Origin of the sequence: Rothia sp. LK2492 (genome assembly GCF_040946345.1) — a bacterium.
Lineage (GTDB): Bacteria > Actinomycetota > Actinomycetes > Actinomycetales > Micrococcaceae > Rothia > Rothia endophytica.
Map to the genome: position 1 here is coordinate 1 of NZ_JAYWLX010000014.1, position 13,078 is coordinate 13,078.

The 13,078-nt window shown below is 46.1% G+C and carries 14 protein-coding genes and 1 pseudogene; 9 read left to right on the forward strand and 6 right to left on the reverse strand.

Going from position 1 to position 13,078, the window contains the following annotated elements; translation table 11 throughout:
- The first annotated feature begins 134 nt into the window (after positions 1–134).
- Positions 135–347 carry a hypothetical protein gene (locus tag VVR27_RS11290; protein WP_368548449.1) on the forward strand — a complete coding sequence of 71 codons (213 nt, stop codon included), beginning with the start codon at positions 135–137 and terminating at the stop codon, positions 345–347.
- A 68-nt stretch (positions 348–415) separates the two neighbouring features.
- Here the strand turns inward: VVR27_RS11290 and VVR27_RS11295 are convergent, their stop codons facing one another.
- From VVR27_RS11295 to VVR27_RS11305, 3 genes are read right to left on the reverse strand one after another with little or no spacing between them, the layout of a single operon-like run.
- On the reverse strand, positions 416–1,087 hold the full coding sequence (locus VVR27_RS11295; RefSeq protein ID WP_368548450.1) for a hypothetical protein: 672 nt from the start codon (positions 1,085–1,087) through the stop codon (positions 416–418).
- Between the two features lie 40 nt (positions 1,088–1,127).
- Entirely contained in the window at positions 1,128–1,364 is a 237-nt protein-coding gene (locus VVR27_RS11300; RefSeq protein ID WP_368548451.1) for an NAD(P)-binding protein, read from the reverse strand.
- Between the two features lie 31 nt (positions 1,365–1,395).
- On the reverse strand, positions 1,396–1,821 hold the full coding sequence (locus VVR27_RS11305) for a nuclear transport factor 2 family protein (protein ID WP_368548452.1): 426 nt from the start codon (positions 1,819–1,821) through the stop codon (positions 1,396–1,398).
- A gap of 134 nt (positions 1,822–1,955) precedes the next feature.
- Here VVR27_RS11305 and VVR27_RS11310 point away from each other — a divergent pair, with 134 nt between their 5' ends.
- Together VVR27_RS11310 and VVR27_RS11315 are read left to right on the forward strand one after the other, a co-directional pair.
- Positions 1,956–2,327 (forward strand): winged helix-turn-helix transcriptional regulator, encoded by a 372-nt coding sequence (locus VVR27_RS11310; protein ID WP_368548464.1) that lies wholly within the window; start codon positions 1,956–1,958, stop codon positions 2,325–2,327.
- Positions 2,328–2,396: 69 nt separating this feature from the next.
- Positions 2,397–2,714 carry a hypothetical protein gene (locus VVR27_RS11315; protein WP_368548453.1) on the forward strand — a complete coding sequence of 106 codons (318 nt, stop codon included), beginning with the start codon at positions 2,397–2,399 and terminating at the stop codon, positions 2,712–2,714.
- A gap of 407 nt (positions 2,715–3,121) precedes the next feature.
- Here VVR27_RS11315 and VVR27_RS11320 read toward each other — a convergent pair whose 3' ends face one another.
- A complete protein-coding gene (locus VVR27_RS11320; RefSeq protein ID WP_368548465.1) occupies positions 3,122–3,295 on the reverse strand; it encodes a hypothetical protein in 174 nt (57 codons plus the stop codon).
- Here VVR27_RS11320 and VVR27_RS11325 point away from each other — a divergent pair.
- On the forward strand, positions 3,286–3,690 hold the full coding sequence (locus VVR27_RS11325) for a HindVP family restriction endonuclease (protein WP_368548454.1): 405 nt from the start codon (positions 3,286–3,288) through the stop codon (positions 3,688–3,690). The genes VVR27_RS11320 and VVR27_RS11325 overlap by 10 nt on opposite strands.
- Positions 3,691–3,907: 217 nt before the next feature.
- Here the strand turns inward: VVR27_RS11325 and VVR27_RS11330 are convergent.
- Positions 3,908–5,121: pseudogene (locus VVR27_RS11330) on the reverse strand (IS3 family transposase).
- 133 nt (positions 5,122–5,254) lie between these two features.
- Between VVR27_RS11330 and VVR27_RS11340 the strand changes: the two are divergent.
- Positions 5,255–6,076: a hypothetical protein gene (locus tag VVR27_RS11340; RefSeq protein ID WP_368548458.1), complete on the forward strand. Its 822-nt coding sequence runs from the start codon at positions 5,255–5,257 to the stop codon at positions 6,074–6,076.
- Between the two features lie 368 nt (positions 6,077–6,444).
- Positions 6,445–7,221, forward strand: coding sequence for a hypothetical protein (locus VVR27_RS11345; RefSeq protein ID WP_368548459.1), 777 nt, complete (start codon positions 6,445–6,447; stop codon positions 7,219–7,221).
- Between the two features lie 1,304 nt (positions 7,222–8,525).
- On the opposite strand, the gene VVR27_RS11350 is transcribed toward VVR27_RS11345, so the two are convergent.
- Positions 8,526–9,404, reverse strand: coding sequence for a tyrosine-type recombinase/integrase (locus tag VVR27_RS11350; protein WP_368548460.1), 879 nt, complete (start codon positions 9,402–9,404; stop codon positions 8,526–8,528).
- A gap of 916 nt (positions 9,405–10,320) precedes the next feature.
- Here VVR27_RS11350 and VVR27_RS11355 point away from each other — a divergent pair.
- From VVR27_RS11355 to VVR27_RS11365, 3 genes are read left to right on the forward strand one after another with little or no spacing between them, the layout of a single operon-like run.
- Positions 10,321–10,887, forward strand: coding sequence for a hypothetical protein (locus VVR27_RS11355; protein WP_368548461.1), 567 nt, complete (start codon positions 10,321–10,323; stop codon positions 10,885–10,887).
- Positions 10,859–11,782, forward strand: a complete 924-nt coding sequence (locus tag VVR27_RS11360; protein ID WP_368548462.1) for a hypothetical protein — start codon at positions 10,859–10,861, stop codon at positions 11,780–11,782. The genes VVR27_RS11355 and VVR27_RS11360 overlap by 29 nt, the downstream gene beginning before the upstream one ends.
- On the forward strand, positions 11,779–13,068 hold the full coding sequence (locus tag VVR27_RS11365) for a hypothetical protein (protein ID WP_368548463.1): 1,290 nt from the start codon (positions 11,779–11,781) through the stop codon (positions 13,066–13,068). Before VVR27_RS11360 ends, VVR27_RS11365 begins: the two co-directional genes overlap by 4 nt.
- Positions 13,069–13,078: the final 10 nt, after the last annotated feature.

Consider the following 13,078-nt stretch of genomic DNA (forward strand, 5'->3'; position numbering starts at 1 on the left):
TCAGATTGCTGTCTTTGATACGCCCATCAAAAGCCTAGAAACCATCAAAAATAACGCCAATACGTACCCTAAGGATTTAGCCGGGTACGAGCATGCGGCATCTGAACTACTAGACCTTATAGGAGAGTAAGCCTGTGGCCGATAAAAAGAACCTGATGACTCGTTCAGTTCGAGTTGGGGTGCAGAAAGCTGATTTTAAGAAGGCCTTTACTCAGGGGGAGGCTGTGCCTAAGAAGCAGTTGACTATTAAGTTGGATGAGCCTCGGCATCGGAAGCTGAAGACATATGCGAGTCAGAATGGGGTAACTATTACTGAGTTGATTAGTGGTTATATTGATAGTCTGTAAATACAGTAAGACATTTATCTGTATATACAGATAAATGTCTTACTGTGAGTTGTCTTTAGGTAGTCGGGCTACTTGGTGGCTAGCTCATGCCCTTGGGCAATGAGGATTTGTGTGAATCTATCCTTCCACTTACCGCTATGCACAATTCTATCGACTTCACCAACATGGTTATTCATCAGCGTAGCCCTTGTCTTCTTGCTGAGCTCTGACCAGTTCTGATAGAGAACGTAAAGAGCATTCCCATAGAAGAAATTCTCCAGAGCAACGAGATCTTCTTTGTATTTATAGCCGATATATTGAGTCCGCCCTGAAGTTCCAAAGATTATCTGAGATGGGGCCGTCTCTTGAATCATATCGACACGGTCCTGCATCAATTTTCTCTCAGTTGAGCTAATTCCTCTGGAGTGTGCGAACTTCTCAAAAATTGCATGAGGAGTATCAAACTCAGACACAGAGAAGAACTCCCATGAGATTTGGAAGCTTTCCTCCCACTCTGCCCTAGAGAGTTTTGAAGGACGAGGGAATGGGGTGCTCGCAACTGCTTCTTGAATAAGCGAGGCTGCCATTAGCAAGTCAGGACTCTCAAAGCTTGTGGATTTATCAAAGGGGAAATTGACATCGACCATTACATCCCAGAACTGCCCTTCCTCGTCCCACTGCAAAGCACTAACACGAGAATTGAATTGAATATCTGAGTGCAACCCGAGACGGGTGGCGAAGTGCTCCAAATACTCGCGCACCTCACCACCCGTCGGGAAGCGTTCCTTCCAGTTCCAGGTATCAATGACATCCTGAGAGAGTTAGGCAGTAATACCGTGACTTGCAGTCCGTTCGGACTCCGGGATACCGATTGCTACTCCAGGTACCGCCGAGCGCAGTGCCGGCCTCTAGTAGCAGCGCATCAATGTTCTTCGTTAGAAGTGATTGGAGCATTGCAAGACCGCTAAAGCCGGCCCCAATGATGACAACTTCACGCGGTACGCCTGCGGAAGCTTCTGTAGTTTGCGTCGTGGTCATCTTGTGTCCTCTCTCAGGAAATCAACCCGATTTATCCGTTATTCACGGATTCGGAAGGGCCCCAGAAGTCGTCTTCTGCTGGACCATCGGACGAGAACAGATGCACAGCTACGATCTTGCCTTGCTGCACGGTAATGAGGTCAGTTCCCGCTTGGTCAAGCTTGACATCGCCGCGGTCACCGGTGAATTGAACTGGGGCAACCACAAGATCGCCATTGACCATCAGTGGGCCGGTCGGAGCAATAGCAAAGGTGCCCTGGCTGACAGTCATCATTCCGCCAATCAAGGCGTACACAGCATCCGGACCAACGTGGGTACCCGAGAAACGGTTTTCCCCCGGCTGGAACCACTTAACATCAGGGTCAAGGTAGCTGAGGGCATCTTGTACACGGCCCTCGGCCAATGCACCAAAGTACTTGGAAACAACCTCAATAGGGGGTGTCGTCGACGTAGTCATGGATCTTTCCTCCAAGAAATAAATTTTTTTTGCTGACCTTCCTATGGTTACAATTGGTTACCTGTTACCTCAACGTAACTATCAGGAGAATTGGTGAAAGGATGTTGATGACTGCGACGAACTGGAATGTGATGATGGCGAAATGTCCTTCGCGTACCTCACTCGCGAGAATCGCGAATAAATGGACGGCCATGATTGTCATCGCGTTGTCGGATGGGCCCTTGCGATTCAAAGAGATCAAAGCAACGGTGGAGGGGATCAGCGGCAAAGTACTGACAGACACACTCCGAGCTCTGGAACGTGACGGAGCGGTTTCTAGGACGTTTTACCCTGAAATGCCGCCGAGAGTGGAGTACCACCTCACTGAACTAGGTCAAACCCTATCCGAACCTCTCAACGCGTTGCGAGTATGGTCGGAGACATACTTTGATGCCGTCCAAGATGCACGCGACGCATATGACCGGGCATTAGAGCCATCCGAGGGACGGCTTCTCACGAGTATCTAGAAAATACCCAATACAAATGACAGAGTTGTCACTAGCGGCCAGACCAATGGGGACAATCGAAAGCTAGACATGGCAGAAAACTACCGACTCTCACACCAAGCGCCAGGACCCGAAGAAGACGGAACCACCATCAGCCTGGACCAAATCGGCAGCACCAACGACGAAGTCTTCCCACCCGACGTACTCAACAACCCCAAAAACTACGGGCTCAAACATCCGTCCACTGCTGCGGCTCTGAACGAAGCACAGGACAATCCCGACGCCGAGATCCGTATCTGGCGAGCCGTACCCAACGGAGTAACCACCATCAACCCAGGTGACTGGGTAGCATTATCCAAAGAATACGCAGCTGCGGAAGCCCGTTTCGAAGGATCAACCATTATCTAAGCCACCGCTCATGCACGGGATCTTTGGTCTGAAGGGCTTCTGGAGGAGTGGGGGTACAGCGGATCGCAGCCACTACAATCCGCTTCTGTCTCGAATGTTCGAGAGAGAACCAAAGAAAACTTTCCTCCGGGAAATTCGGACAGATTGACTATGCCCCGTACCAACGAAACAGCGCTGGGTATTGCAGTGAAGTACCCCCGTCAGTGGACTGAAATGGAACGAGATAACTAGTTCGCCGATATTTGGAGGATGGATCGAGAGCGATCTGTCCTCCAAATACTCTGCTGGCCTGTCTAGTATCCGGTGAGTGAGATGCTGCGCAGCAGTGGGTCCAAGGCTCGCACGGATACTAGACGCGGCGAAACGGTATGCGGGGTTCCCGATCGTCCGAGTAGCCGCAGCGATCGTCATGGAATCCTCATCGTGTCATTGAGGGTGGCGGCACGGGTGGCAGTCGTGCTCAGTGAATCGACGCAGTTGCGCCGGGCTCGGCGTTCTCCCTGCTCGGCATAGCCGGGCCACTTGTGCTCATCCCAAGTGCGCCAGGATCCATTACCGGTAAACTGGCGTGGTGAAACCATTCCTTTACGGGCTTGACCACTCGAGCCATGACTTCAGTGAAGCGAGTTCGTTAGGGAAGAGCATCTTCACCAATGCCTTTCCCCTTGCGCTGGCGCAATATCTCGCCGTAGAGCGGAAGCTGCCCATTCCCATGATCAAGGCGACGCTCGACAGCGCAGACAGACTCTCCACCGAGCACGTAATAACCGCGTGGAGTGAGATCATCGGTACCGAGCCTGATCGCGCTCATTTCGAGTTCGAGGGTATCTACAAGGGCTACGGCAACTACACGCACACCAGTGCGAATAAGGGCGATGCCGTAGTGATCGAGCGCGGCACCGGTGAGCACCCTCTTTGGGACGATAGTGGGCGGGGCGATCATACTCCTTGTGTATTTTGTCTTTTCACCGGGTGAGCAAGGCAATTGTAGTCTTAGCGCTTTTGTAGGTTGTCAAGGGCGCCGGTGGCGTCGCTGACGCGATTCGCGTACCGCTACCGCTCACCCTGTGACAACCTATAAGCGCTAAGGCTGGGCGCTGCCTGTTCCCGGTGAAAGGCAAAGAATGAACAACAAATAGCGGTAATAGGGTGGGGTAGTGCCTAGTGATATGTACGTGGTTTAGTTCCGATAATTACAAGAGCACTAAAACATCCGAAAACACCTCCTGCGGGGTCCGATAACCAAGACCCTGATGCAACCGGCGTTCATTCCACCAAGACACCCAGCCAGCCGTCTCAGACTCCAACCGAGCCACAGAATCAAAAAGACGATCCTGCACCATCTCACACTTGTAAGCACCATTGACGGACTCAGCCAACGCGTTATCATACGAATCACCCGTAGAACCCACCGAAAGCTGCACACCCAGCTCCTTCAAATCAGCAGTGTAACCCTCCGAAACATACTGCGACCCGCGGTCAGAATGATGCACGATTTCCGTGAAATCAGAACCATCCCTCTTCGCTTCAAACAAAGCCTGTCTCAAAGCCGTCAGAGGCATCCCCAGAGTATGCATCGTCGAAGACACACCCCAACCCACAATTTTCCGTGAGAAAACATCAGTAATGAAGGCCGTATAGCAGAAGCCAGAATACGTTCTCACATACGTAAAGTCCGCTACCCACAGCCGGTTCGGAGCGATAGCAGTGAAGTCCCGTCTGACTAAATCAGGGTGGTCATCGATGGTTTTAGCTGCCCGGGTAGTGATGGGTTTACGAGCCCGATGAGAACCAGCAATACCTGCTCGTTTCATCAACCGATACGTCTGATCCCGACCGATGTTCCAGCCGACCCGGTTCATGGCGTGCCACATTTTGCGCACACCATAGACTGAATAGTTTTCCTGGTGGATTTTCATCAGCTCAGGAATCAGCAACTGATCCTTCAAAGTACGTGCTGCAGGAACCCGCGCCTTAGCGGCACGGTAGCCGCGGGAGGTCATAAAACCACCAGCAAGGTTATCTTGTAGTGCGGTGCAGGTGTTCTCAACCCCGAAACGATCCTTATACATATCAATGTAGCGGATCATCATAGGGCTGGGCGGTCGAGTTCTGCGCACGGACTAAGCTGACGCGGTGCGCAGGATCTCGTTCGTTCGCTTCAACTCAGCGTTTTTTTGCGCAGGCGCCGGTTTTCTGCTGCCATATCGGTGGTGGTGTCGGGGGCGTTGCCAGCATCGATTTCGGCTTGTTTGTGCCATTTTTGTAGAGTTTCGGTGCCGATTCCGAGTCGTTCGTTGATTTCCCGGCAGGCGGTGTAGATGCCTGTCTTGGGGTTGTTTTCAAGTCGGTCGGTGAGGGTTCTGAGGGCTCGTGTTTTGAGTTCTTGGGGGTATTTGGTGGGCATGGGTTTTGTTCCTTTGTTGTGTTTGTTTCTAATTTACGGGGCGGAACTAAACCCAGTACATATCATGTCTGGTTGGAACTATCTGTGGTGTCATTTTGTAGTTATTGCCTTTCAGCAACTCTAGAATACTTGTATGACGCAATGCACAGCACCTGTCCGGGGGCACAGAAGTCCTAAAGCTCGAAGAGAATGCCCTGTATGTGGAAAAAGCAGCATATATAACTCCCCCAAAACATTCTCCCCCTACCCCGCAGTTTATTCAGAGATTGCCAGGGCTAGACCGACCACCAACACTAAAAAAATCTCCGGACACTCCCCGCAAGTAACAACCAGCAAAACTTCTCGTACTGTCCAGTGGCTTATTGAACGCCCCACACATCTTGAGCAAATAGAGTGGATAGCTAAGCAGATAAGCGAAACCTCAGAAGCACTACTCCAAGAGTACGGACCACGGTATCAGGGTCTAACACACCATCTTTGGTGCGATATCCTCGCTGCGTTAGCCTCTGCTCTTGAGGAGACACTTAAAAAAACTGACTATCTGATTGATGTGACGGCAGAGAATCTTGCTAACTATGTATGCAAACTGGTAGTTGAATCCCGAAACGATAGGGCAGGGACTAGTCGAACATTTTTCCGTCGGATGGCCTGCCTAATAAAACCGGGTCAAAAGAACCTTGACGAAATTATCCTGAAGCAAGCAACAAAAATCTTCATAAAGAAGATTTTCCAGAAGTGCACTTTAGATCAGCGTACGGCTATTGAGGCTTTATTGTTTCAGGTGCGTGTTCTAGCGCTCACGTTCTGTCCTGCGCCTGAGAAGCATCATGTCGTCTGGAAAAGTTGTGCAGTGCCAATTCTAGGAGACCAAATTACCGGGAATTTGATCGAGGAGATCGACGAATTAAAGCAGTTAGTGCGGTATCGCGGAGGACCCATACTTAGGGATCTATAATTGTACTTAGGGGTTCTTGTACCGGCCCTTGCTCTCAAATGCAGGATGAAGGGTAGCTCTCGGGATATCTCACGTTTATCCTCTGCCCTCTCTTCGAACTACTACTATCAGCAACGAGAACGCCAGGCCCGCTCACAACAAACCTTGTGGCTATAAAGATTTATCCCGGGTGATCAAAAGGATTCCCGCACATAAATAAAAGGACCCCCACCCATGGGCGGGGGTCCTTCGCTACAGCTACCCCGGTTCCCCAGTACTTGAGGGGAACTAGTAGCCTCCCGTAATCCACGACCTTTTTATCGGTCTACCGGTTTCTGCTTTCAGCATTAATCAAACTGTGACCTATATGAACCATTAGGAGCATTCAAGTGCCAAGTAAACGAGAAAGCCGGAGTCAGCGAATTGCGATTGACATCTACGGGGGAACGACACGTCGCAAAAATATACCCGTTCGCAAGGCTTTTATTCGAAACGACTCTGAGGAGACGCCCTTTCAAAAATTGTATGTAGGAGGAAAAAGTGGTGCCTTGGTAGTCAAGCTCTACTTGCTGATAATCGGACGTGCATCAAAACCACCATTTGAGATTGCTGATACTCCTGCCTCTGGTTGGGCTCGCGCCTTAGCCCTTCCGGACCCTCGGGGAAACGGAGCTAGAAAAATAAAAAATGCACTCAAAAAACTTGAAGAGTTAAATTTCATTGAGCTCCTCACCATTCCGGGGAAACCTTCTATCATCAGGTTGTTGTCTGAATCTGGCAATGGAGAATCATATGAGACACCTTCTAGATACTTCTATGAGAAGCAGAAGATAGGCGAGTCACATGTGTATTTCAAGATAAGTGGCAAGCTATTGATAGAGGGACACTTCCAGCAGTTGTCAGGTTCTGGTTTAGCTATGCTGCTCATCCTGGCAGCTGAAGAGGCATATAAAAAACCTGTCTGGTTTTCGACTAAGGAATTTCCAAAAAGGTATGGGATAAGCCCTGCTACAAGGGCAAAGGGAACTAAAGAGTTACAGGAAAACGGAATGTTGAGGGTTTCTAAACAGTATTTAGACGAGTATGGACGAACGGTATCTATGAAAACTCAGCGAAGAAGAAACGTCTACAGACTAGTTGACGTAGCTGAGCCTTACCCTGAATAGAAACCTTGCAACAGTTACCTACATGACTGGAAAAAAACTAGGGTTTTTTCCTTATGACCTTGGGGATGAATTCCTGCCCAGCGAACCACGACGCTGAGGCCGGGTCTAAAGCATTCAAAAGTCTCGCTGCACATCTATGAAAGTGCATTAGCTCTCCGGTGTCTAATAAAGGCTCTAGATGAGATGCTCTATTACGTGCGTACCTAAGATGTTGAGACCAGTAAAAAATACTGTTTCTTGGTTTAGAGAAGTGAGCACCTAGCTCACTATTCCATATATCAACACGAATATTACTTGCATTCGCGTTGGGGTTGGGGAGTAGTGATGTCCAGGTACCGAAAGTCAACCCAGCAACATAGTCGTCATGGGTAGGGTTTGACTTCGAAATATCGTTATTGATGTTTTTCATAGAACTTTTGCTAACGTCCCTTAAACATTTCCTCTTTGGTGGCTCAACGATACTATTTTTTAGTTTGGGGGCCGGATCGATAAGCTATTCTGAGCTGTAAGGGCTAGTTCTGTTGGGCTCTAGAAGGTAGTTTTGTTTAGTGTTCCAGTTTCCTAGAGCTAAATTCATAGTATTTCTGAGATAGACTTCCACCAGTGAAGTCGTTGAAGTAACCGCTGCAGCTGCTTCCAAGTTCCACAAGTAGAGTTCCAGCGCTCTTGCTTGGTCGTTCGATGCGGCAGACAGGTAGGTTGATAGCCTTGCAGAACCTATATTAGAAGCTATGGCATGTTGCGATGAAGGTTTCATTGCACTTCCTCTGTCTTTTATGTATAGTGTTGAATATAAAGCGGATTAAAACCCGTAGCATTGAGAGTCTTCGCCAGATGTAAATTCTGGCGGGGCTCTTTTTTTATACCTTACTGCTTCGCTTGCGTAAGTTAACTTTGTGGAATCCATCCTAGTGACTTAGATCCGCATCTTTCCGATACTACCAAGTGAGTAAAAAGGTGTTCAGGTATGCCCAAGATAGCAGGGGCTGAACATCATAATGCGTAGAGAAACGATCCTGCAGATGAATTACACCAGCACGGCTACAGGGACCCACACTTGATGAGTCCATATCACCTTGTAGCCTACTGGGGCGGCGACTTCTCCAGATTTACGGCATCATCCTGCTACGGTGCATCATTGCCTCAAACCTTTAGCAGAGAAGCTCCGGTCATTAGGAGCTAATTTTTCTCTGGTTAGCTCTTCAGAACAGGTTGAAGACTTGATTAATTTTCACCTAAAGAATCGATGGGGCAATAAGGATACTTGGTAGACAGAGGGCTCTTCGTACTGATTCAGCGGTTCTTTATTCAAAGAGAGAACCAACAACCCGCGCCGAAGAATTCTCCAACTTCGACCGAGCATGATCATAACGCCTCGTCGTCCGAGGATCCTTATGACCCAAAGAATCCTGCAAATGATGCAAAGCCACCCCCATCTCCAAAGCAAGAGTCGCATGAGTATGCCGCAAAACATGCGCCGAGACCGTCTTACTCATACCAGCCCTCAGCGCCAATTTACGCAAGAGATCATCAACATTAGTCCGCTGCCAAGCCCTACCGGTGCGGGTAACAAAGATAAGGGCAGATACCTCCTGATGCTGCATGGTTTGGACTTCTTCACCGCTTGTTCCACTGAGTTGCCGTAAGTTGGCCAGGGTGTGTTCTGGTAGGTAGACAGCTGCTCGTTTGCCGCCTTTGCGGGTAATGAGAAGTCTGCCTGGGGATAGATCTGTCTGCCTGATGCCCAGGGCTTCACTGATGCGCAACCCTGTGCTTAGCAACAAGTCCACCAATGTTTGAGACCTGAGGGAGTGTTCGGTGGCTGCATCGAGCAGACGGATGGCTTCACGTTGGGTGAGGGCTTGGGTTGCGGTGAAGTCTGGGTCGATGGTGGGTCTGCGGATGTATTCGGCTGGGGATTTCTCAATCACCTCATCCAAGAGAAGAAATCGGTAGAAGGCTGAGATGGCTGCTAAGCGGCGGGCGACCGATGCATTGGATCCGGCGGTCTGTTCTTGAAGCCGGGTGAAGATATCCAGGTGGGTCCGCGTAACTTGCAGGAGGTCTAGGTGTGCGTGGTCCAGGAAGTTGCAGAAAGTCTTTAGGTCATGCAGGTAGGCCTGTTGGGTGTTCTGAGAGGTGTAGGAGATGACCCAGGAGGTGATCAGCGTTCGGTATTTCACGAAGTTGGGCGTGATTGAGTGTGCTGGTATCAACTCTGTTGGTTGGCTGTTGATTGCAGCAAGTTCACTGGACACTGATTGGACGCTTCCTGGGTGGATGGGGCTTTAGAGACCCCTGCCACACAAATATGATGCCAGGGACTCCTAAACCCATTTTATGGGACATAACGTACATTATGTCTAATAATTATGGGATGCCAAGACACCTTTGCAGATGACGAGCTTTCATCCCGCCCGATACCTTTGCAGCAAAAGTTAGCCGGCAAGGAAGCAGCCTACCGGAATGCGATTCGAGCAATATATGAATGAGCTCAGAGATCTACACAGAAGTTAGCGACAGACAAAAATTCTTTTTAAGACCTTTCCGTTTGTCAGCTTCTTCCTAATGGACATTTAGAGCATTCAGCTAGAAACCCTGCATCTCAACCCGTACCCAGAAAGGCCCTGGCTGAAAGATACCAAATGCATAGCACTCAAGATCTTTTCGTTATTAAAAGCTTCAGGCTTCTGATAGCACTCTTGAAGCCGGGAGGGATTACGCTCTGCCAGTCTCAAGAGCAAAGTCCATTGCTGCTAACGGCACAGGTATCGAGTGTGCTTACTGATCATGTTTGCAATTCCCCGTGAGAGGCATAGGAGAAGTCCAGGCACATACCAATGATGCTTTCTCACAGCATCCTGAAAATTGAGACCCCTACCACCAAACCAGAGAGATTGAGTCTTGCATCACTCATCTATATGGTTTACGATACATTATAGAGGATTATCCTCTAAGCCAAAATATTCATTTTTCTAGGAGGCACCCATGGGTGAACTTGCGAAACGAATTCACGAACTACATCTCGAAGACCTGCGTAATGTCCATATGGATTGTTGCGCAGAGGTTCGCTAATCAAACGCGTTTTGGGTCGAGCAATTGCTCGACCCAAAGCAATTTAAAAACACGGAAGAGCAACAGGAAAATGAAATGTTGATTTCGAAAGAATACTACGACATTGTTTATAGCAGGGTTCCAGAAAGAAGCAAGGATACATTTAATAAAGATTTAATCGAGTGCTTAAAATACCTTGCAATCATGTCCTTAACCAAGGGAAGAAGAATAGTTGTTACCCCGGAAGTGGATGACGTATGGCACGAACTCATAGTTCAAACTAAAAATTATGAGAATCTTTGCAAAGCATTGCCCGGTGAAAGATTTATTCATCACACATCAATAACCCCTTCCGAGTATGAAGGAGTTGTTGGCAGCAAAGAGTTTGTAGATGAATTCCTAAAATGGATACCAGACTACATACAGAACTTTGGTAAATTCACCGAAGAAAATATTAAAAGATGGACCGTAGCACAGTTTTTAATAAATAATATTAAGATTCCGATTGATGAACTTAATAATCTAGGAGATAAGAGCCAAGCAGAGGTAAAGTTCGACTCAGACTGGGTAAAATATTTTAATAATGAAATCAAAAAAATTTCCAAGTATTAAAGATTTAGAAATTCTCCCACCTGCGGGAGTGGATTATGCCTTAAATTCTTTATCAGTAAATCAAAAAATATTATCTGATATACTGCATCAGATATCTCCATATTCTTTGAATAAATACTATGATTTGAATTCTGACGATTTCACAGAGCAGGCGCTATCTGTATTTACCAAAAGAGATGACATAAACTTATGTTTCTTCAAGGGAATAAGGGACTCTTTAGCATCATTAATAATTGAACTAGATATAAATTTAGTAATGTTTCCGGAGAATTCTTACCCTGGCAATAGACAAGTCTGCAAATTTACAGGTGTTAATTATTTAACCTACGAAGATAGCAGTCAACTTGATGAAATTCTTAGAATTTATGATTCGAGTCGCACTTTGGTGGTATGGGAGGATCCTGGAAATCCTATAGATAGGGGTAAGTTTAATTTCAATAGCATAATCAAATCTCATGTTTTAGTTGACTGTGCCTACCGTTTTCCTACCTTAGATGTAGAAGAAAATACTGATTTATTAAAATATCTTAGAAAAAGCTTTTATATCGCATTCGGACTTTCAAAATCGGTTTCGCTTCCAGGTTCTTCATTGTCCATATTAATTGGCTTAGGGTCTATTAGCAAAAATACCTACCCAATAAAGTGGGATATATTCCAGGCGTCTGTTGCTACCACATTTTTCAATCAGCAAACGATAGATACTATCTACAGAGACGTATACAAGAAATCTCTCATAAAATACAGGGCTAAAGAGAATATTTTTATTCTCCAAAACATACCTGTCTTAAGTATTTGTAATCCATGTTTTATAACAATACCTGTGGAGTATTGCTCTGGTAATACAGGAAAGAAAAATTATCCAAAAGAGAGATTAGTGAGATTGACTCTATCATGATAGGTAATCACCTGAATAAAGATTTTATTTTAAAATCATCAGCTATGGCTTCCACAAATTTCATACAGTTTGCTTCGATTTCAATTATTTTGGTTGCTATATCAAATCATTCAGGTCATGAACAAGCAGCTGCCTATGGTGTAGTTTTGTCGCTGTACAGTTTGCTTTTAATGCTTCCTATAGGATTGATGATTTGGCAAATATCATCTTTTATCCCCGCCCTAATTGCATTTCGTAAATCGCAGGGGGAAATTAAAGAAAAAAAACTGAGTGAAGTTTTTTTACTAAACAGAACATTCAAAAAATACAATATTTTTGTATCGCTAGGAATGCTATCTATATGGATTCTGATATCTATTTTAACTCTAGGTTTTGACCTATTACCGTCGTATGGAGTTCTGCTAAGCATTCTTCCAGGTATTATAGTTTCTCCATTTGGATACTATTATCAAGGAAAATTGCAAACAGCTCAGCATGAGAAGGAAATCCTAAAAGGGGCTTTGGTAGCTGCATTATTTAACATTATCTTAGTTTATGCATACCTCATATTTTTCAAAACTGATTCCATACATGTTGATCTCACCTTTATAGGGGCGTCACAAAGCTTATCAGGTATACTTCTTGTATTATTTTTAGCAAAAAAGGCAAGAACTCTCTCTAGCGAATTTTTAGAGATGGGCAATTCCAAAATATCAAATAAAATAGATCTATCCATTCTGGTCAAAATAATTTCTGGATCAGTTGATGGCATAATTCTCTCAGCAATATTTAGCATATCGATCATAATAGCCTCACACAACAGTCCTTTAGATGGATTTATAATATCTTTAGTTGTTTCTATTATGAGAATGATTGTTATACCTTCAAAACAATTCGGTCTTGTCGGCGGCCGAATGCACGCAACGGGGCAGTTAGATAGTATTGCAACAATTATTGTCTCATCATTTTTATCCATCTCTACCATAGCACTGCTTGTATTGCCGGCATATCTTTCTGTATCATCAACACAAATTCCAGTTTTCATTTTGCTGCTGATGCTAATCCAGATAGCTCTTGAACCCGCTTCAGGTGTTATGTATGGATTCATAAAAGTTAGGTACGGTCCAACCAAAGGTATTTTTTCTTTAATTTTCTCATATATATTTATGGGCCTACCGCTCTTGCTGACATCTTATATGATGAATTTCTCGAGTGCTGAATTTATATGGGGAATACTTTTCAGCATAAGAATTATATTTACAATATTGGTGATTAGGAGTGTTATTGTTTTGAAAGCAGGTTCTTAAATAATATATT